This window comes from Candidatus Campbellbacteria bacterium (genome assembly GCA_016699465.1).
GTDB lineage: Bacteria > Patescibacteriota > Minisyncoccia > Phycocordibacterales > EsbW-18 > EsbW-18.
The window spans coordinates 316,413-334,261 of sequence record CP064977.1; the positions used below are offsets into that span (position 1 = coordinate 316,413).

The window sequence follows — 17,849 nt, forward strand, 5'->3', positions numbered from 1 at the left end:
CCACACGTGTACAAAATTAAAAGAGGTACTGACCAAAAATAAGTATACCAACTACAAGTGCCGTACACGCAGACAAAAGAACTGCACCTGCAGCAACATCTTTTGTATCTCGAGCATACGGATGATGTTCTGGCGACGTCAAATCCATATCAATTTCAATTGCTGTATTAAATGCTTCAGACACAAGCACAAATCCTCCCGCAAAAACGAGAAGAATCCACTCAATACGACTAATTCCGCAGTACACACCCAAACAAATCGCTAGCACGAATAGTGCGACATGAATCCAGGCGTTATGTGTTGTTTTTAGGAAAAACCAGACCCCTCTTCCTGCGTGCGTAAAACTCTTTGCTCTTTTAATAATCGAAAACTCCTTTTTTTCTGAATAGTGTTCCATAAAATAAGTATACCCTAATCAGCTTTTTCTGGTAGGATTGCTGTATGAACAACAAAACTCTATGGGATGTCATTGTAGTCGGTGGAGGGCCGTCGGGTATGATGGCAGCCGGTACTGCAGCGCAAAACGGTGCCAAGGTCCTTCTTATTGAAAAAAACGGGAAGCTCGGCGAAAAACTTCTCATTACTGGCGGTGGGCGCTGTAACGTCACCAACTCTGAATTTGATACTCGCAAACTCCTCGCAAAATTTAAAAGTGATGGAAAATTTCTTTTTTCTGCTTTTGCACAACACGGTGTGCAAGAAACACTCAATTTTTTTCACTCTCGAGGTATGCAAACAAAGGTGGAAAATGAATTACGTACCTTCCCTGTTTCAAACTCTGCGCAATCTGTGTGGGATGTTCTTGTAAAAAATATACAAAAATACAACGTAGAGATACTCTCTAATTCACCCGTTGCTGATATTGTCTGTGAGAATAAACAGATTGTAGGTGTACAACTAAAAAGTAAAAAAATACTCCACGGAAAATCTATTATTATTGCGACAGGTGGAACCTCCCGACCAGAAACAGGTTCTACGGGTGATGCCTACGCATGGCTGAAAAAAATTGGACACACAGTGGTAGTGCCTACCCCATCACTCGTACCCGTCGCACTCAAAGATGCGTGGATAAAAAAACTTGCAGGAGTGGCGTTGTCTGACATTAAACTAACGATTTTTCAGAACGAAAAAAAACACAGTGTCGCAAAAGGTAAAATACTCTTTACTCATGTTGGTGTTAGTGGTCCGACAATTCTTAATATGAGTAAAGATATTGGTGAACTACTAAAATATGGAGATGGTGAAGTCATCCTCGCCCTTGATCTCCTTCCCACACATGATTATGGAAAATTAAATTCTGCACTTCAAACACTTTTCAAAGAACACGACAAGAAAAAATTCCACAACGCTCTTTCAAATCTTATTCCAAAAGCACTTGTTCCTATTGTTATCGGACTTTCAGAAATCAACGGAGAAACACACTGCAACAGCATCACACGAGAACAACGTCTCAAACTTGTGAACGTACTCAAACACATCCCTATGCACGTTAAAAAATTATTGGGAAGCGACAAAGCAATTATCACAAGTGGAGGAGTTGTGCTTTCTGAGGTAGATTTCAAAACCATGCAGTCTCGCCTCTTTCCAAATCTCTACATCATTGGTGACATGCTCAACATCGATAGACCCTCAGGTGGATACAGTTTACAACTCTGTTGGACGACTGGATTCGTTGCAGGAACCTCAGCATCCAAACGGGCGTAAAGATGCTATACTGCGCCTACTCTATATGGAAAAACCACTCTATCCCATGCGGATTAACAAGTATTTGGCGCTGAAGAAGCACTCTACACGACGTGGTGCTGATGAACTCATTAAAAAGAAACAAGTTTTCATTAACGGAAAACTTGCCGTCCTTGGTGATAAGGTAGAACAAAAAGACAAAGTGGATGTACGATATCGCGGTAAACAAAAACCGTATCTCTATATCGCGTACAATAAACCACGAGGAATTATCACCCACTCTGCACAAGAGGGAGAGCAAGAAATTAAAGAGGTTGTGGCTCTCAAAGATGTCTTCCCTGTTGGACGACTCGACAAAGATTCACACGGGCTTATCATCCTCACGAATGATGGGCGTATCACCGAACGACTTCTCGGACCAACGTACGCACACGAAAAAGAATATGTTGTAAAGACAAAAAATAAACTACGACCAAACTTCAAAGAAAAAATGGAAGCTGGTGTAAAAATAGAAAAAGAGCACACCGAAAAATGCAAGGTGCGCATTCTCAACGATCACACATTCAGAGTTATTCTCACCGAAGGAAAGAAACACCAGATTCGACGCATGTGTGTTGCTCTCTTTCAAGAAGTACAAGACCTCAAACGAGTTCGTGTCATGAATATTGAACTCGGCACTCTTGCAGAAGGAGAACACCGGGAGCTCAAAGGAGAGGAACTCCGCACGTTTTTGCACGCACTCGAATTGGCGTAATGTTTAAAGATTATTTCTCCAAATCGAGAATATCGTCAATACGAATTTTCTCCACGAACTCAGGTACGTGTGATACTAACACCATCGCACCCTCATACTTATTAAGGGCCTCGGCAATAACAGGAATATGACGGAAGTTAATGTGGTTTGTTGGCTCATCAAGAATAAGGAGTCCTGGTTTTTGGAGAACAAGTCGAGCAAATGCAACAAGACCCTTCTGCCCTTCCGATAGGCTTCCAATTTTACTTTGAATAAGATCTGCAGTAATAAGAAATCCTGCAGCAGTTGCACGAAGAGTTTCCTCAAGGTGTTCTTTCATAACAGACGAAAGTGAGTCATAGACGGTATCTTCAAAGTTAAGTGTTGAAAAATCCTGTCGATAATATCCAACCGTCGTACCCTCGAGTATTTTTGACCCTTCAGCTGTGCCTTTTGCAATTGCCTCAAGAAGCGTGCTTTTACCAATACCATTTGGCCCCCTCAATAAAAGGTGCCAGTTTTTACGCACGGTAACATTTGCCTTTCGTTCTACAAACTTATGCGTCTTTGGACTCATCGTCTTAAACTTGGTAATCGTGAGGATATCTCCCACAAGTCCTTTTTGAAATGGAATAGTGAATGAACGGATAGTTTTATCATCTTTTCGTGTATCCACCTTACTTTCTTCAAGCTCTTCAGCTTCTTCACGCATACGTCGTGCAACTAAGCGCATCTTTCCTCCTTTATGCGCAAAAAAGTTTGCCTTGTCTTTGTTATCTTGAATTTTTTTTGCTAGCTGTGCATTCTTTCGATTCTCTCGTTCTACTTGAGCCGCAATTTGCTCAACCACATCAAAATAGTTTCCAACATACTGTTGGACTTTCTTTGTATAAATATCAAGGTATAGCACCGCATCAGTAAATGCGTTTAAAAATTCAGAGTCGTGCGAAATAACCATCAACGTTTTTTTGTACTGCTTCAAAAAGTCGGTGAGATGCGCAATACCAGCTTTATCTAGGTTATTTGTTGGTTCATCGAGTAGAAGCAGGTCTGGGTCTTGGATAAGTGCAGACGCAAGAAGAAGTCGTGCTTGTTGACCTCCAGAAAATGAACGGATAATGCGTTCGTGCATTTTTTCATGCCCTTTCAAATTTACCACCTCAAGCACGTCGTCAATTTTAGGATCAATATTGTGGATCTTACCAATATCTTTTCGCAAACCAGCTTGTACAGAGTCTTCAAATGCTTTTGCAAAAAACTCACGAACCGTCAAATCAAGTTCGTCACGTGGAATGACTTGTCGAGCAATTGCAATAGTAAGTCCGTTAACCTTGGACACCTCACCGTCTTCTGGTGCTACAACCCCAGTAATGAGTTTAAAAATGGTACTTTTACCGCCTCCATTTTGTCCCATGATGGTTAGTTTTGAATTTCGGCGTACGGAGAAAGAAACCTCATCCAAAATAGGCTTTGTGGGCTCGTATGCAAAACTGAGTTCTTCAAAACGAAGAATAATTTCATCTCGTGACATAGGAGGTGCACAATACCACAAAAATACACTTTTGGATACCCGCGTGCCTAAAAACGAATACCCTATTGATTTACAACCAACGTGTCACGAATAGAGTCAAATTCACCAATAAGCGCACCCCCATTAAACTCGGCAACTGTTCCTGGGTCATAATTTTGAACTGCCGTGTAGTGAACAAAGTATCGCACCGCCACACATGGATTCGTTCCGGAAAGTGCGTATACTGCTTCATCATATCTGTTTCCCGCCCCAGCATTTGATGAGGTCGCAACTGAATATGTTACCCCACTGCGCACTTCTTCTAGCGCATTATGTACACCATCAAAAAAAAGGTCGGCGGTGCACGTTTCCGCGGTTGGAATAGTTTCAACGCTTATGTATGTATCTTTGGAAAGATTGGTTCCCGTTGTGTGTGAGGTAGGAATAGTAAACTTCGTTCCCTTAATTATTTTTTCTGGGCTTACTTGATACTGATAGTGTTCATCCACAGTGTATCCACTATCACCACCAGGAAGACGCACCGAAAACATGCCGTCGTTACTTGAGTACACCCTACTCAATAACGAATCCTCTGACACTGGCGCAACCACCACACATCCTGTGTATGTTTTTTCTTCATCCTGCTCGAGCACTAACGCACCATTTCCTTTATTCCAAAATACAAACGATTCATCCGCATTTACAAAACGAACACCATCAGCTGAAATAGTTTGTTGGAGAGTCATCGTACGCCCATCGCTCAACGTAAGGTCGATATGTCCACTTGGTGTTGGCGGTTCATCGGCCGTTGCTCCTGGGACCACCTCACCATCATAAAAAACTCCTGCGATAGTGTTACCACCCGCACACGAAAAGAGTGCAGACAGAGGTTTAGTGTTTGTCTGTTGTTGATTCGCAAAATGATTTACGAGGTACCACCCACCACATATCGCAATAAGAATACCAATACTTGATAGAACAGTTTTATTCATACTCATTTTTTAAATCTAATGTATTATTTTGAATACAGCGTAAACAACGCCTTAATTCCAGCAAGGTTTTGTTCCCACTCAATTGTTTCGTGTGTTTTGAGTTCGACGGTAACCGCAGGAATATTAATAGACGCAAGCCACCCTTCAGCATCACCAGTAATTGGATACGCATCAAATGATGACACTGCTGGATACCCAGCCGCTTTTGCATATGCATTCATAACTTCAAGAGTTTTTGGAAGAATCCCCTTCTCACACTCGGACGCATACACCGCATTTGATTGACTGTGCCAAAACACAACAACGTCCGGTTTTTCTTTCAAAACAAAATCACGAAGTGCCGACGTTTCAGGCTCCGAAAATGCCGACGTTCCAGCAGAAACTATTTTTGATTGCCACGTACTTTCGCTCTTCCATTTACAATCAAAGTTACGATTGAGATCTACACCGTGTGCATTGAAACGACCTGGTGCCCGCACTTCTTTACCACCCGTCGGAACATCTGCTGCAGCAAAACGACCTTCTTTACCAATCACTTTAAACACACCATCTGGATTAGCTGAAGGTATAACGGTGATAGTAAGATTTTTTGGAATAATCAATGGATTAGTTTTCAAATAATCCATGAACTGATAGGCCAAGAGAATGCTGTTCCATTCGTATCCACCATGAATCCCACCAACAAACAAAAGATGTGTTGTTCCTGTCCCGTACGTGTACGCATCAATAGTGCGACCCTGTACAGACTTTCCAATCACTGTATGTGCATATCCAAGGTCTTGTGGTTTTTCTTGAGGCACCGGAACATTCGCAGGAGTCTTTATGCGCACAACCACAAAAGTAAGTACGCCTATAAATACCAAGGCAATAAGAACAGCCGTGACGATTTGTTTCGTAGAGAAAGATCGCATTACTTTTTACGTAGTATTACTGAGCAAACTGCTTAAAGAGTGCTTCAATACCAGCTTTGTTTTTTGTCCATTCGGTGTCGGTGTGGTTCGTGAGAAGAACACTGATTGCGGGAACGTTATCTTTTGCAAGCCAGTTCACCATATCACCTGTTGTCTCGTAAAAATCAAAACTCTCATATGCAGGATATCCTGAAGCCGTTGCGTACGCGTTTGTCATTGCGCGTGTCTCTGTAGAAACGGGACCGTTACAACTTGATGCGTATACACCTCCAGCGGCACTGTACCACACAACAACCGCGTTAGGATCGAGTGTCGTTACGTAATCTCGGACAGCTTTACTTTCTGGTTCAGAAAATGCACTTGTTCCACCAGAAACTGATTTGTTTTGCCATGTGCCTGTTGCCTGCCATCCACAATCAAAGTTTCGGTTGAGGTCCACGTTGTTTGCGTTGAAACGACCAGAAACAGCCACTTGTTGTGATGGGGACACATCAGCTGATGTAAAGCGTCCTGCAGTACCAACAACTTTGTTAAGACCATCTGGATTCACAACAGGAATAACAGTCACTCGCACATTTGCAGGTATAGCAGATGGAGTTGCTTTGAGATAGTCCATCAATTCGTAGGCAACCTGAACTGTGTTCCATTCATATCCACCGTGGATACCTCCAACAAAAAGAAGTTTTGTAGTTCCTGTACCAAAGTTGTACGCAACAATATCACGTCCTTCAACAGACTTTCCAATAACCACCTCCGCCTTGTCACCTTGATCTTCTGATACTACAGTTGTTGTAGATGTGGTTGTCGTTGCCACAGAAACCGGCATATCAACCACCTTAGGAGCTTGGCGTAGTAAAAAATAACCTCCGATACCAATTAGAATAATGACAACGAGGGCAATAATTGTGTTTTTCATATAGGGATAGTATACGGCAAAAACCCTTTACTAGCTACTACCCAAAAATCCTTACCAACTAACACCCTACAGCTTCTTTGCACAAAGAATAAAACAGGGAGGAAAATTGCGCGGCTCAAATTTCATAGACACGGTACCAAAAATATCTTGCAGCGGCTTTTTCATAAGCCAACTATATTGATGAAAGATGATACACAAGCCACCAGGAGCCAAGAGATTGAATACCTCACTCACTACCTTGGTCCGCTCCGCTGGACTCAAAAATGAAAAAGGGATGCTTGAAACAACCACGTCAGCAGAACTATACAGCGCCATATCCTCTGACGTCATATGCTGTACAAGGTTCTGCATAATGGTTAACCGCGAATCGTTAATACGTCCGAGCTCAAGAACAAAAGACTCATTTGATTCAATCGCTAACATTTTCCCTGAAACAGGAAGTTTCTCTAACAGGGCGCGGGTCATAACACCATCTCCAGCCCCATACTCAACAACAGTGGAGAAATTTTTAGGCAACATAGCAAGAACATCTTCCACAACATAGTGTGAACTCATTGTTATGGCACCGACTTCCTTTGAACTTCCAAGTGCTTTTTTTAGAAATGAAAATCGTTCACGCCAATTCATACAAATAAAGAGAGAAGAGTATGACTATACTTTAAAAGATATTGACCAAAAAAGATATACAGCGCAACAATTGTTCCTTCTCCAATCGTAATGCCGAGAACAAATTTTCTGATATCAACCCGGAGCGTACCACACACGTAACAAATAATATCTGTCGGCAAAATCGGAGCAAAACTCCAAAGGATGATGATGGGAAGTTCATTTTTTTCGAGCAGGGTCCGTATTTGAACCACTCTCGCGTGATGTTTTTTCTCAAAAAAGGTATCTACGTGCAAGTATTCTGAGAAATAGTACACACTTATCGAAGAGATAATAATTCCTGCAAGAATAACAAAAAATAGTGGGACTGGTGCAAAGAAAAACAAACCAACCACAATTAAGTACGTCGAAGGGACAAGAGTGAATCCGCGCAACGCTCCAATGAGAAGCAGGAGCGCATATCCAAAATACACCGACACTCCCATCACGTGTGTCAGTGCTCGTTGGAACAGTGTTGGGTAATACACGTAGACAAACAATCCCCCGCACACGACAAGAATCCACAAAAAAAGAAACAACATTTTTGAACGAAATGAAATCATGTACGCGGTATGACATTACTTTTTTCTATACGCGAAGCAAGAAATGGAGAAAATGCGAGAACGAGCATTCCAAATGGAAGTAGACCTCCCGCAAAAAGATTGTAGTCAAAGAGAATGCTCTCGAGCGACGATCCTGCAACAAAATACCCAAATGAAAATTCAAATATGAGTGTTAGTACAAGCCACAGCAACCCGACATTTAGTCGCTGGCGGGCAGTCTGAAAATGAAGATAGGGTGACGCACAATACACAACCGTCATGATAAGCGCGGAACCAATACACACACCCACTTGGCTCCCCACGAACATACCAACAATAGGAAGTATGAACATTCTTCGAAGAATGCCGTGGATAATTTCAGCGATGATAAGTATCACCCACACACCAAGAGCTCGTAGATATGTACGCATGCATGTAGTATACCAAGTTTATCTTCGTGGTGAAAAAGGCGGGTGAAAAAAATACACGCACGGCCCGCTACAAAGGAGTGTGAGCCAGAGTGCAACGAAATATGCTTTTGAATGGAGAGAAGACATTTGTTGGCTATGTGGGACGATAGTGGAACTAATTTTTATTCTTTTGGCTTCTCTACCTTATAACGCCTGTACATATCTTCGATGTTTTCTTCTAGGGTTGGCAGACCCATTTCTGCACGACGTAGATTTACTTCTTCTTCATTTTCAATCTCTCGAGGGACAAACCTCCCATCTTTTTGATCAAACTGTGTGCCGTATACTTGCGGGGTTTTATTATGTATGCGGATTCTATCCTCTAGATATGCGATGTCATGTAGAGAAACCTCTCCTTGTGGCTCCCGCTTCATAAGACCGAGACACATAATCTGAAACGCAATATCGTGATCAGCGTGTTGGATAAGAAGCCATGCATCTTTTGAAGCATCCGCACCAACTTTTGAAACTGTTGGCCAACCAATCTCTTCCACAATTTCCTTCATTCTTTCGGTATTATTCTTATCCACTTCCTCATCCCAAAATTCTTCTTCATCAATATGTCGTTCCCGCATACCTTGATCCACAGCAGCCATCTGCTGAATTTCTGAGGCAATTTCAGGAAGTTGTACAATCTCTATTTTGTTATCGGGAAGTTTTTCCATATATGTAAACCTCACGTGACGATGTTGAACATGCTTACCAAACATATCCCAAATTCCAGAAATAGAGACCTCTAGTTTGTAATCTGATTACCTTAACGAAATTTTGGTTTAAATTCACGAACCACAACCTCTTCTTCCGCTTTTATCTCAACTCGTTCCAACTCCTGAAACTCATTAATATAAAATACACCATCAAAACCATCTTCTATAACCGGAGGATTTTGTTTTAACATTTTATGCATCCTTTCTATCGCATATTCTGGCACCATTTTATCCCTTTCTTTGTTCCGCTCATTCGCTACTTCAAATGGAATAGCTGCGAATATACCTTGTACTTTTTCTGCACCATGTTCACGAGCAAATTGAATAAAACTTTTTCGCTCAAAATCTTTTGCAAAGGTTGCATCAAAAACAACCGTTTCCCCTTTCTCTAGTGAGTCGACGACCCTACGATGCGCCTCTTCCCATACTTCTTTATTTTTTGATTGGTCAGAAGCATTTCCTGTAAGTTCAGCGCGAATCTCATCTGGAGAGATGTATATATAAGAATTCTTTTCTGCAAAAGGCTTAAGAGCTGTAGTCTTTCCTGAACCTGGAATACCTATACCCATAATTATTTTCGCCATTTTTTTAGTTTAGTTTATATATAGTTTTTGTGTTGAACAAAACAGCCTGAAAAGTATTTTATTATATATCAAAGGTCTGTAATGTTCCGTTTTCTGGAGTAAAAATGATTTCTTGTGTATATACACGTTGAAGCATTTTCATAATACCACCATGCGCAACAATCAGAATTTTCTTCGAGCCATACTCTTTCTTTATAAAATCAAGAAATGCTAAAAGACGACGTTTGACATCTTCAGCACTCTCACCACCAAACCGAGTATAGTCGTATTTTTGCGCGCGGTCATCGTTATGAGCGGTCTCTGAAAACTCTTTTTCTATTTCATTCCAATTTTTCCCGGTCAACAAGCCAAAATCTCGTTCTATTAATCTGTCATCAATTATTATGGGGGCATCGATGTGTTTCTTTAGAATCTCTGCAGTCTCCAAGGCCCTTTTGAGAGTGGAGGAAAAAAATAATATCAAACTTCTCCTTACCCAGTTCTGTAGCAATTTTTTCTGCTTGATGGATACCTTCATTGTTTAAAGGTTCATCAATTCTATTACCCATAACAAAACCTCTCTGGTTTGATTCGGTCTGCCCGTGTCTAACTACAAATATTTTCATGTCTTATTTTTAAACAGAAAGGTGTCTGACCCTAACTCCCAAGTCGACCAGTGAAAAAATGGTCGGCGTTTTCATTAAGTAATTGAAACTTTTTTATAAAGCAATTTTTCTTAAAACATCGGCTGTAATTCTGCAATCCTCAAGGGCGTTATGGAGATTTCTTGGTTCAGCTCCAAAATATTGGAATAATTCTTCAGAACTAGCGTCTCCTGTGTAACCATTTTTTAGCGCATAAATATATGCAGCGGGCCATATATCTAGAACGTGAAAATCATACCTAGAAAAGCTAATTGGTCCTTCAGTAAAATCTACATTTGCTTTGCTCATAAGATTGGCAAAATGTGAAATATCTAAACTTTGAACCCACGATCCAATAAACACATTCGATCCAAACTTTTCATAAAGCATTTTACCAACTTCTTCCGGCTTTGGAGCATCATTTATCATCTTCTGAGTTATTCCAGATTTCTTAACTATTTTACCTTCAAGATCAGCATAAATGTAAGAAAGAAAGTTATCTTTTTCTTCTAATGTTTCTTTGTCTAGTAATACCGCTCCAACTTGAACAGGATGTCTCACACCTTCAAAATCTATAAGAAGAATATCTTTCGCTAATTTCATGTATTCAATAATATCACATGCTGCCGGACTAGGGATTGAATCTAGATTCCATGCTCCAAAGGCCCTTGTACCTGTTTTCTATCCAGAGTTGGCTACCTGGCCCGCCTACCGAAGCCTCGACGCAGGCAAGGACGATGTTGGAACGGCTATTAAAGCTTAGCAAAAATAACCATCGTGATACCGATGAGAATCAAAGCAATACCACCTCCTTGTATCAAGGTCAGACTTTCCTTAAAGAACAGCCAGCCAACAATTGAAGGTATCGCAATAGCTCCTGCACCATAGATGACAGGAAACACATAAGAAAGATTTCCGCCACGGGCAAAAATAATGATGACAAGAACATTCCAGGCGGCTATAGCCAAACCAGCTAGGACAGCATAAATGACCCCCGTTGAGGTCGTTACTACGGTAGAAGTTTTGTGTACTACTTTTTCGTAGAAATAATAGAGTAGAGGAAGAATCGCAGAAAGACCAGTAAAGATGGAGGCGCCGATATTCTCATTAATCTTTCCTCCCATTCGACCCAAAAAAATCGCGAAGAGAGAATAAAGCAATACAGATATTATCGTCAGGGTTAAAACGCTCATAGGTTAATCATAAGACTGTTTCTGCAGAATATCAATCGCTGACTGTAAGACCTAGAGCTGGTATCATTAATCTATGTTCAAAAAGGAAAACATCAAGGCCGTATTGTTCGATATGGACGGTACGCTCACAAATACTGAACCACTGGGAATAGAAGTAATGAAGACTTGTCTTGGAGAGATTGGGGTTCAGATAAGCGAAGAAGAATGGGTGCTTTTTGATAAAGTTTGGCGTCGTGATGGAACTGAGATGACAACGGAGGAATTCATCCACCAGATTCTAGGATCATATGCGTCCAATACAAACGAAGAGGAATTTACCAAAAGTTTTTATGACAGCTACGAAGGAGCGATAATCCGAGCTTCTCTTTTACCCGGAGCAAAGGAGCTTTTAGGAAAGCTTAAGGGGAAGTATTTGACTGCTCTTGTTACCGCAAGTAATCAATCGCAAACCCAAAAGGTTTTGAAGGAGCATGATTGGCAAGACGCTTTTACGGCAGTTGTTACTCAGGATGAATACAAAACAAAAAAGCCCGACCCAGCTTCATTTCTTATGGCGGCAAATCGACTTGGAGTATCTCCTGAATCCTGTGTTGTTATTGAAGATTCAAAGAATGGAAGTAGAGCCGGAAAAAATGCCGGTATGTACGTTATCGGTGTGCGCGCAGGCAACGAACATCCGCAAGACTTGTCTGCTGCCGATATGATTGTGGAGACGCTTATCGAGCTTCACGAAAAATTTTAGAGAAGCGAATTTACGGGTTGGCTATCTAGTACGATGTTGGAACATTTATTTTGACAAGAAAATAGGAAAATCAAAGTTCATAACATAACCAGATTCTGTGACACCACAATACAAATTACATTTTTTTAAACATCCTTGAATTTTTTTGATATCTTCCCGAGAAACACCGTACCTCTCAATGTGCTCCTTTTCGGAGATATGCAATACTCCGCCTTCACCGATCTTTTTTGGTTCCTCAAATCCAGCCTCTCTATACAACTCCGCAATATCAGAGGACTGAAATAATCTGTCGCCAATTTTATCCACGGTATTATATGCGGTGCTTATTCGTTCACAATCAGCGAGATCACCAATATATGCAGGCTGATTGATAAAAAGTCCATCTGGTTTCAAGTGTTTTTTAATTTTCTTCAATACCTCAACTTGTAGTGTTTTAGTTGGAAAATAATCAAGTGAGCTCCTCATAAGAATAAGATCGAACTTCTTTCCCAAATCCATTTCTAACAAATCAGCACAAATCTTTTTTGTCTCTGGGTTCTTATTGGAATCGAGATGCTTTTGAGAGATGTCCACCAACGTCAAACACCCCTGTCCTAATTCCTTTAATAAAGCTTCCCCGAGTATTCCACCGGCCGAAGCAACATACAAAATATCTAACGCATGGTTTGGTAGATATGGTATTACCGAAGAAACAAAACTTTGTATATTATTCTCATCAGAAAAATAGCTGTTGTATGTTTTTCCCCAAGCATCTCCCAAAACCCTCTTGTCTCTTTCTAAGTTAATTTTACTCAATTCAGAAGACATATAATTTGATGGCGACGCAAGGCGACTTATGGAACTAATTTAACCAACTAACAACTGAGATTCAACCCTATCCAAGAAACTTCTGATTTCAAAGATAGCCTTCTTTTGTTCAGTGTTTGAAACTGTTTCCAAAATCTCCATAGACTTTCGTATTGTCTGGAAATTTGACTCTTTAGGGGCAGAAGTGAGGGCCGGAATATCTTTCTCGGACTTCTGAAACTCATTTGTAAGAAAAGGAATGAAAGACTCATCTCCACGCACCACCTTTTTGATACCGTTAAAGCACATACAAATAAAGAATGTGATTCGATCAGAAAGATCGCGAGGATTTCTTTTTGTTTCAGGAATTATGTCACCTACTGACACATGCTTTTTTTCAAGAAGAATCTTTGCGTCAGGAAGTACCCGAGAACTTGAGAACGGACAGAGATAGTAATCTACTCGAATCAACTCACCATCAATCTTGTAAATAACGGCTGACTGAACCCCATCGAGAGGAAAGTTGTTTTGCATTTCGTGCCACAAAACGATTTGTCCAACTTTAGCGTAATTGGTAAACCTATTTTCTAATATCTTCTGAATATCAGAATCTTCAAACGTAACCCAGATATCAACATCACTCAAGGCATCATTCGCCCCACGAGCTATCGAGCCAAAGATGTGTGCCTCTATTGCTTCATCTTTGAATATTTCAACAATATCGTTTGTGACCTTATCACAAAGTCCTTTCATTTTTTGAGTGAATTCAGTTTGCATGTAGTTGTTGAGACGTTCGAGCCAGAACCATACATGGTCAAGCCCCGCTTAGTCCATCTGTCTTCTTCCTAACTTACTAAAACGACGCGTCTCGGACGCTTCTAAAGCTTGGCGACTTCAATTATTTTCTGGTCTATAAAGAACTTGTCACCCTTAACACTCTCTTTCAGCCACCCGATGACGTTATTTCTATTTTCTTCGTATTCCTTTGGATATAAGTCGAACGAAAGTCGGAGGGTCTCATATAAATCCTCGTACGAACTAAATGAAAGACTGGCTTGCGTTGTATATTCTCGGACCGAATACGAGCTTAGAGAATTCTTCAAAATGTCGTAAGTAAAGGTGTACGGCTTATTGATGAATTCCGCGAATGCATCCTTAATTGGACCGTAGTCTGATTCTCTCCCGTTTACGACAAAATAAGCACGACCACCCTTCTTCAAAAGAGAAGCTATCTTCTCTACAGCACCTGGCAAGTCCCTGAAGTAATAAACGACATGAGAAGCGAGTATTACATCAAACTGCTTATCGAACTCAGTAGTCTCAAAGTCTCCATGAACTATATGCACATTCGAGGGAAGTGGGTCATTGAATTCCTCCTTTTCAACTATTTGATAGTCCTCAAAATAGCTTCCGAGATGCGAGGCAAAATATGCCGAAGTTCCGAGTCCTATTTCTAAGCAACTCTCGTGAGTCTTGCCTTTCAGCAAATCAGAGATTTTCTGAACAAGAAGATCCTTCTCATTGCTATGCGCGATAAGATTGTTGTACCAGTCTTTATAGAAATCAACCATAATCTTAATTATATCGCTTTTGCTAAATTTGCTAAGCAGCGCGCCTCGGATGCTCAAGACCTGTATGCATCTCGTGCGCTCGAACCTATCTCAAGTTGGCTGCCGGACTAGGACCAATTAATCTCCAGAGGCCCTTGTGCCTGTTTTCTGTCCAGAGTTGCTGGGCTTGGATTCGGTCACGAGTTACTAAGTATTTTAGTAGCAAAGCTCCTAAAATCCTAAGTATTCTCGACCCCGCCTCGGTGCTTACTCGTCCACAGGACGCGCACCTACGGCCTTCGAATCCTACGCTCGGAACAATATGAGAAATTTTAAGTAGCAAAAGCTACCAAAATTTTCATTGTTGCTGGGCTTGGATTCGAACCAAGATGAATGGATTCAGAGTCCATTATCCTACCGTTAGATGACCCAGCAGTACCAACACAATGCCCTATTTTGGGCCTTTTTTCAATCCCCTTTTCTTTATTCTCTAATTCGCGCGAATTAGAGAATAAAGTAGAAAAAAATCATAAACAGGAATACACTTTGTGTATGCTAGTACAAAAATATATTGAATATCTCAAAGATAATCCCGAGAAGTACTGGTTCAAGCGAAAAGTATTTGGATGGGGGTGGACGCCGGCTCGATGGCAAGGGTGGGTTACCCTTATTCTTTTTATTGCCCTTATTGTTGGCAACGCATACCGAGTGGATACTCAGTCACTCTCAAACAATGAAGTACCAATCGCATTTCTTATACAAACGTTCATTCTTGCACTCATCCTCATCGCAATCTGTTATGCAACAGGAGAAAAGCCCCGCTGGCAGTGGGGCTTTCCAAAGAAGGACGATACACGCGACACACACTAGCTTGCCTGAGTTGTTCGTACTTGCACAGTAATTGGTTGCATTCGACGCACTGGCGTTACTGTCTGTGTTTGTTGTACAACTGGTACAACTGGCTGTACCACAACTGGAGCCGATGTTGCTTGAGCCGCCGCTTGTGCATCACGTTGTGCTTGTAATTTTCCTACACGAACAGCATCTGCAGCAACACGTTGTGCCAATGCATCAGTTGCTTGTCCTGTTTCTTTTATACGAGCTAATTCACGAATAAGCTGACGACGCTCCAAAACAATAGCGAGTGTATCTTCCGCACTTTTGTATTTCTGCAGTGATTCTTGCTCGCGTGCCTGCGTTGCAACAAGTGCGTGGTTAAACCCCGTCGCTCCACCAATGACGATGAGCACCGCAAGCATTGTTTTGATAAATGTACTTGTATCTTTTTGCATATAATTTTTTAGTCAATTCTTTGCCACATGTGTGTGTCTCGTTTTCGAACATCACACTCCATACACTTAAAATCATCAGGGAGCGTTTCCCACTTTGTTCCTGGTGGAATACCGCGCTCGGGGACTCCGACAGCTTCGTCGTACGTCCATCCGCATTCTAAACAAATATACTGTGCCATATAGTTTTATATATTAACGTTATTAACACACTGTAGTGTACAGTCCTACTATGAATGCTTGATGAATAGAGGTTACACCACCATTGGTATCTCAACGTGCACTCGTGTCCCCTTTCCAACGTTACTGGTAACTGTAATAGTACCATCCATCTCATCTACAATCTCTTTAACCATCGAAAGTCCTAAACCAGACCCTTCGGTGTACGTTGCATCTCGAGAAGTATCTGCCTTATAAAATCGTTCAAAAATATGAGGTATATCTGCAGGGGCAATTCCTATACCCGTATCAAGAACCTCGAGTACCACCTTCTCACCCTGCTTGGCGAGCGATACAGTCACAGTACCGCCGGAGACGTTATAATCAACAGCGTTTTTTATAAGATTCATGATGAGGCGTTCAACATCCACACCACGCCCACGCACCTGCAAACTTGCTTCACACGCGCCAGTAAGCGCAACGTTGCGACTCGTCGCATAGGATTTCATAAAAGAAACATGCTGTTCACATGCGGTGCTTATATCAATTGTCTCTGTAGGGCGCGTGCGCTGTGCCGTGTCTCGACGAGCTAGAAACAAAAGATTATTTGCCATCGTCGACATGTAGTTAATTTCATGGAGTGCTTCGACAATAAAAGATTCATACTCCTCATGAGTTGATTTTCTATCGAGGAGCACTTCCGCTCCGGCCTTCATAACAGACAATGGTGTTCGTAATTCATGTGCCGCATCAGACACAAAACGTTTTTGACGCATGTAGGACTCTTCGATTGGTCGGAGTGTTGCGCGTGATAGCAAATACGACACAATGACAATAATCAGCAACGCAACAAAATCCGTCATAAGAAGAACCGACAACAATCGCTCCCGTGCGCCTACCGTTTTATTTATTTCTTCATCATTTGCGGGTCGGTGTCGTTCTGTGACAACAACATAGCCACCGTCGTCCGTATCAAACGAAAGATTTTGAATAAAGAGTACGTACACAAATACAGAAAAAAGTGTGAGTACGAGAAAAACACCTGCAGAATAGTACGCCGTGAGCTTCACGCTTGCCTTAAAAAACGTGTTATGCGTTGAATGTGTATCCAACACCCCGGACTGTCGAAATATATTTTTCATTAGTGTCGTGTAATTTTTTTCTTAATTGTTTGATGTATGCATCTGTAATGTTACTGAAAGGGTCATATGAAAAATCCCAGCAGTGGTGCAATAATTCATCTCGCGTAACCGTACGACCTTTGTTTCGAAGTAAATATTCCAATACCGCGTACTCTTTTATTGTCAGCGCAATCTTCTTTCCCTTTTGTGTGACAGCTCGTGTCGACGTACTCAGAGCCACATCTTGTGCAGAAAATATTTCACCAACACTCTCCTTAGGTCTTCGGAGAAGCGCTCGAACGCGTGCAAGGAGCTCCTTCATATCAAACGGCTTCACTACATAATCATCGGCGCCACTATCAAGACCTTCCACACGGTCATCCACCTCTCCTCGGGCCGTCATCATGAGAATAGGTGTGTATATACCATCTTTTCGGAGATCTGCGCACACTGCTATTCCGTTCTTTTTAGGGAGCATGATATCGAGCACGATGAGATCGTACGGCGTCGCGCGCACCGCACGCTCGCCCGCTTCCCCGTCATGTTCACAATCAACAGAATAACTCTCCCTCTCAAGCATCGTGCGAATATGTTGAGCAAGTTTTACATTATCTTCAATAAGCAATACACGCATATAGACGTATCATACTCCTAGCTATGGAGTGAGCGCTAGTGCGATATTCATCAAACGTT

Annotated in this window: 25 protein-coding genes and 1 tRNA gene; 4 read left to right on the forward strand and 22 right to left on the reverse strand. The window is 41.5% G+C overall.

Translation table 11 applies throughout. The features are described 5' to 3' along the window. Positions 1-16 precede the first annotated feature (16 nt). On the reverse strand, positions 17-397 hold the full coding sequence (locus tag IPJ70_01735; protein ID QQR82812.1) for a diacylglycerol kinase family protein: 381 nt from the start codon (positions 395-397) through the stop codon (positions 17-19). Between the two features lie 44 nt (positions 398-441). Here IPJ70_01735 and IPJ70_01740 point away from each other — a divergent pair, with 44 nt between their 5' ends. Together IPJ70_01740 and IPJ70_01745 are read left to right on the forward strand one after the other, a co-directional pair. Next, positions 442-1,704 carry an NAD(P)/FAD-dependent oxidoreductase gene (locus tag IPJ70_01740; protein ID QQR82813.1) on the forward strand — a complete coding sequence of 421 codons (1,263 nt, stop codon included), beginning with the start codon at positions 442-444 and terminating at the stop codon, positions 1,702-1,704. A gap of 25 nt (positions 1,705-1,729) precedes the next feature. Next, the gene (locus tag IPJ70_01745; GenBank protein QQR82814.1) at positions 1,730-2,437 is read left to right on the forward strand and encodes an rRNA pseudouridine synthase; all 708 of its coding nucleotides are present in this window, start codon (positions 1,730-1,732) and stop codon (positions 2,435-2,437) included. 10 nt (positions 2,438-2,447) lie between these two features. Here IPJ70_01745 and IPJ70_01750 read toward each other — a convergent pair whose 3' ends face one another. The 13 genes from IPJ70_01750 to IPJ70_01810 all read right to left on the reverse strand — a co-directional run bounded on the left by IPJ70_01750 (position 2,448) and on the right by IPJ70_01810 (position 11,509). Next, a complete protein-coding gene (locus tag IPJ70_01750) occupies positions 2,448-3,947 on the reverse strand; it encodes an ABC-F family ATP-binding cassette domain-containing protein (protein ID QQR82815.1) in 1,500 nt (499 codons plus the stop codon). Between the two features lie 62 nt (positions 3,948-4,009). After that, positions 4,010-4,918, reverse strand: coding sequence for an MliC family protein (locus IPJ70_01755; protein QQR82816.1), 909 nt, complete (start codon positions 4,916-4,918; stop codon positions 4,010-4,012). A 23-nt stretch (positions 4,919-4,941) separates the two neighbouring features. Next, entirely contained in the window at positions 4,942-5,829 is an 888-nt protein-coding gene (locus tag IPJ70_01760; GenBank protein ID QQR82817.1) for a succinylglutamate desuccinylase/aspartoacylase family protein, read from the reverse strand. A 16-nt stretch (positions 5,830-5,845) separates the two neighbouring features. After that, positions 5,846-6,745, reverse strand: a complete 900-nt coding sequence (locus IPJ70_01765; GenBank protein QQR82818.1) for a hypothetical protein — start codon at positions 6,743-6,745, stop codon at positions 5,846-5,848. Positions 6,746-6,811: 66 nt separating this feature from the next. Further along, positions 6,812-7,372, reverse strand: coding sequence for a methyltransferase domain-containing protein (locus tag IPJ70_01770; protein QQR82819.1), 561 nt, complete (start codon positions 7,370-7,372; stop codon positions 6,812-6,814). Next, a complete protein-coding gene (locus IPJ70_01775) occupies positions 7,369-7,953 on the reverse strand; it encodes a TVP38/TMEM64 family protein (GenBank protein ID QQR82820.1) in 585 nt (194 codons plus the stop codon). Before IPJ70_01775 ends, IPJ70_01770 begins: the two co-directional genes overlap by 4 nt. After that, a complete protein-coding gene (locus tag IPJ70_01780; protein QQR82821.1) occupies positions 7,950-8,363 on the reverse strand; it encodes a hypothetical protein in 414 nt (137 codons plus the stop codon). The genes IPJ70_01775 and IPJ70_01780 overlap by 4 nt, the downstream gene beginning before the upstream one ends. 161 nt (positions 8,364-8,524) lie before the next feature. Continuing rightward, positions 8,525-9,067, reverse strand: coding sequence for a hypothetical protein (locus tag IPJ70_01785; protein ID QQR82822.1), 543 nt, complete (start codon positions 9,065-9,067; stop codon positions 8,525-8,527). Between the two features lie 92 nt (positions 9,068-9,159). Next, complete coding sequence (locus IPJ70_01790; GenBank protein QQR82823.1) at positions 9,160-9,693, reverse strand: AAA family ATPase; 534 nt, start codon at positions 9,691-9,693, stop codon at positions 9,160-9,162. Between the two features lie 61 nt (positions 9,694-9,754). Next, positions 9,755-10,156, reverse strand: a complete 402-nt coding sequence (locus tag IPJ70_01795) for a histidine phosphatase family protein (GenBank protein ID QQR82824.1) — start codon at positions 10,154-10,156, stop codon at positions 9,755-9,757. Then, positions 10,068-10,298 (reverse strand): histidine phosphatase family protein, encoded by a 231-nt coding sequence (locus tag IPJ70_01800; protein ID QQR82825.1) that lies wholly within the window; start codon positions 10,296-10,298, stop codon positions 10,068-10,070. The genes IPJ70_01795 and IPJ70_01800 overlap by 89 nt, the downstream gene beginning before the upstream one ends. 93 nt (positions 10,299-10,391) lie before the next feature. Next, positions 10,392-10,919 (reverse strand): hypothetical protein, encoded by a 528-nt coding sequence (locus IPJ70_01805; GenBank protein ID QQR82826.1) that lies wholly within the window; start codon positions 10,917-10,919, stop codon positions 10,392-10,394. Between the two features lie 149 nt (positions 10,920-11,068). After that, entirely contained in the window at positions 11,069-11,509 is a 441-nt protein-coding gene (locus tag IPJ70_01810; GenBank protein QQR82827.1) for a hypothetical protein, read from the reverse strand. Between the two features lie 73 nt (positions 11,510-11,582). Between IPJ70_01810 and IPJ70_01815 the strand changes: the two genes are divergently transcribed. Next, positions 11,583-12,251: an HAD family phosphatase gene (locus IPJ70_01815; protein QQR82828.1), complete on the forward strand. Its 669-nt coding sequence runs from the start codon at positions 11,583-11,585 to the stop codon at positions 12,249-12,251. Between the two features lie 45 nt (positions 12,252-12,296). Here the strand turns inward: IPJ70_01815 and IPJ70_01820 are convergent, their stop codons facing one another. The 4 genes from IPJ70_01820 to IPJ70_01835 all read right to left on the reverse strand — a co-directional run bounded on the left by IPJ70_01820 (position 12,297) and on the right by IPJ70_01835 (position 15,022). Further along, on the reverse strand, positions 12,297-13,058 hold the full coding sequence (locus tag IPJ70_01820) for a class I SAM-dependent methyltransferase (protein QQR82829.1): 762 nt from the start codon (positions 13,056-13,058) through the stop codon (positions 12,297-12,299). 39 nt (positions 13,059-13,097) lie between these two features. Next, positions 13,098-13,814 (reverse strand): nucleotidyltransferase domain-containing protein, encoded by a 717-nt coding sequence (locus IPJ70_01825; GenBank protein ID QQR82830.1) that lies wholly within the window; start codon positions 13,812-13,814, stop codon positions 13,098-13,100. A 101-nt stretch (positions 13,815-13,915) separates the two neighbouring features. Continuing rightward, complete coding sequence (locus IPJ70_01830; protein QQR82831.1) at positions 13,916-14,608, reverse strand: methyltransferase domain-containing protein; 693 nt, start codon at positions 14,606-14,608, stop codon at positions 13,916-13,918. Positions 14,609-14,951: 343 nt separating this feature from the next. Beyond that, a tRNA-Gln gene (locus tag IPJ70_01835) sits at positions 14,952-15,022 on the reverse strand. A gap of 117 nt (positions 15,023-15,139) precedes the next feature. On the opposite strand from IPJ70_01835, the gene IPJ70_01840 reads away from it, so the two are divergent. Further along, positions 15,140-15,457, forward strand: coding sequence for a hypothetical protein (locus IPJ70_01840; protein QQR82832.1), 318 nt, complete (start codon positions 15,140-15,142; stop codon positions 15,455-15,457). Here IPJ70_01840 and IPJ70_01845 read toward each other — a convergent pair. The 4 genes from IPJ70_01845 to IPJ70_01860 form a co-directional block, all read right to left on the reverse strand. Beyond that, positions 15,454-15,879, reverse strand: a complete 426-nt coding sequence (locus IPJ70_01845) for a hypothetical protein (protein QQR82833.1) — start codon at positions 15,877-15,879, stop codon at positions 15,454-15,456. The two genes, IPJ70_01840 and IPJ70_01845, sit on opposite strands and share 4 nt — an antisense overlap. 8 nt (positions 15,880-15,887) lie before the next feature. Then, positions 15,888-16,058, reverse strand: coding sequence for a rubredoxin (locus tag IPJ70_01850; protein ID QQR82834.1), 171 nt, complete (start codon positions 16,056-16,058; stop codon positions 15,888-15,890). Between the two features lie 72 nt (positions 16,059-16,130). Then, complete coding sequence (locus tag IPJ70_01855; GenBank protein ID QQR82835.1) at positions 16,131-17,177, reverse strand: HAMP domain-containing histidine kinase; 1,047 nt, start codon at positions 17,175-17,177, stop codon at positions 16,131-16,133. Further along, positions 17,125-17,790, reverse strand: a complete 666-nt coding sequence (locus IPJ70_01860) for a response regulator transcription factor (GenBank protein ID QQR82836.1) — start codon at positions 17,788-17,790, stop codon at positions 17,125-17,127. The genes IPJ70_01855 and IPJ70_01860 overlap by 53 nt, the downstream gene beginning before the upstream one ends. Between the last annotated feature and the right edge of the window lie 59 nt (positions 17,791-17,849).

Coding starts and splice junctions, on each gene's coding strand:
- IPJ70_01770 (QQR82819.1), bottom strand. CDS start 7,372: ATGAATTGGCGTGAACGATTTTCATTTCTAAAAAAAGCACTTGGAAGT.
- IPJ70_01765 (QQR82818.1), bottom strand. CDS start 6,745: ATGAAAAACACAATTATTGCCCTCGTTGTCATTATTCTAATTGGTATC.
- IPJ70_01825 (QQR82830.1), bottom strand. CDS start 13,814: ATGCAAACTGAATTCACTCAAAAAATGAAAGGACTTTGTGATAAGGTC.
- IPJ70_01735 (QQR82812.1), bottom strand. CDS start 397: ATGGAACACTATTCAGAAAAAAAGGAGTTTTCGATTATTAAAAGAGCA.
- IPJ70_01775 (QQR82820.1), bottom strand. CDS start 7,953: ATGATTTCATTTCGTTCAAAAATGTTGTTTCTTTTTTTGTGGATTCTT.
- IPJ70_01860 (QQR82836.1), bottom strand. CDS start 17,790: ATGCGTGTATTGCTTATTGAAGATAATGTAAAACTTGCTCAACATATT.
- IPJ70_01755 (QQR82816.1), bottom strand. CDS start 4,918: ATGAATAAAACTGTTCTATCAAGTATTGGTATTCTTATTGCGATATGT.
- IPJ70_01820 (QQR82829.1), bottom strand. CDS start 13,058: ATGTCTTCTGAATTGAGTAAAATTAACTTAGAAAGAGACAAGAGGGTT.
- IPJ70_01830 (QQR82831.1), bottom strand. CDS start 14,608: ATGGTTGATTTCTATAAAGACTGGTACAACAATCTTATCGCGCATAGC.
- IPJ70_01790 (QQR82823.1), bottom strand. CDS start 9,693: ATGGCGAAAATAATTATGGGTATAGGTATTCCAGGTTCAGGAAAGACT.
- IPJ70_01815 (QQR82828.1), top strand. CDS start 11,583: ATGTTCAAAAAGGAAAACATCAAGGCCGTATTGTTCGATATGGACGGT.
- IPJ70_01780 (QQR82821.1), bottom strand. CDS start 8,363: ATGCGTACATATCTACGAGCTCTTGGTGTGTGGGTGATACTTATCATC.
- IPJ70_01805 (QQR82826.1), bottom strand. CDS start 10,919: ATGAAATTAGCGAAAGATATTCTTCTTATAGATTTTGAAGGTGTGAGA.
- IPJ70_01850 (QQR82834.1), bottom strand. CDS start 16,058: ATGGCACAGTATATTTGTTTAGAATGCGGATGGACGTACGACGAAGCT.
- IPJ70_01845 (QQR82833.1), bottom strand. CDS start 15,879: ATGCAAAAAGATACAAGTACATTTATCAAAACAATGCTTGCGGTGCTC.
- IPJ70_01800 (QQR82825.1), bottom strand. CDS start 10,298: ATGAAAATATTTGTAGTTAGACACGGGCAGACCGAATCAAACCAGAGA.
- IPJ70_01760 (QQR82817.1), bottom strand. CDS start 5,829: ATGCGATCTTTCTCTACGAAACAAATCGTCACGGCTGTTCTTATTGCC.
- IPJ70_01840 (QQR82832.1), top strand. CDS start 15,140: ATGCTAGTACAAAAATATATTGAATATCTCAAAGATAATCCCGAGAAG.
- IPJ70_01855 (QQR82835.1), bottom strand. CDS start 17,177: ATGAAAAATATATTTCGACAGTCCGGGGTGTTGGATACACATTCAACG.
- IPJ70_01750 (QQR82815.1), bottom strand. CDS start 3,947: ATGTCACGAGATGAAATTATTCTTCGTTTTGAAGAACTCAGTTTTGCA.
- IPJ70_01785 (QQR82822.1), bottom strand. CDS start 9,067: ATGGAAAAACTTCCCGATAACAAAATAGAGATTGTACAACTTCCTGAA.
- IPJ70_01740 (QQR82813.1), top strand. CDS start 442: ATGAACAACAAAACTCTATGGGATGTCATTGTAGTCGGTGGAGGGCCG.
- IPJ70_01810 (QQR82827.1), bottom strand. CDS start 11,509: ATGAGCGTTTTAACCCTGACGATAATATCTGTATTGCTTTATTCTCTC.
- IPJ70_01745 (QQR82814.1), top strand. CDS start 1,730: ATGGAAAAACCACTCTATCCCATGCGGATTAACAAGTATTTGGCGCTG.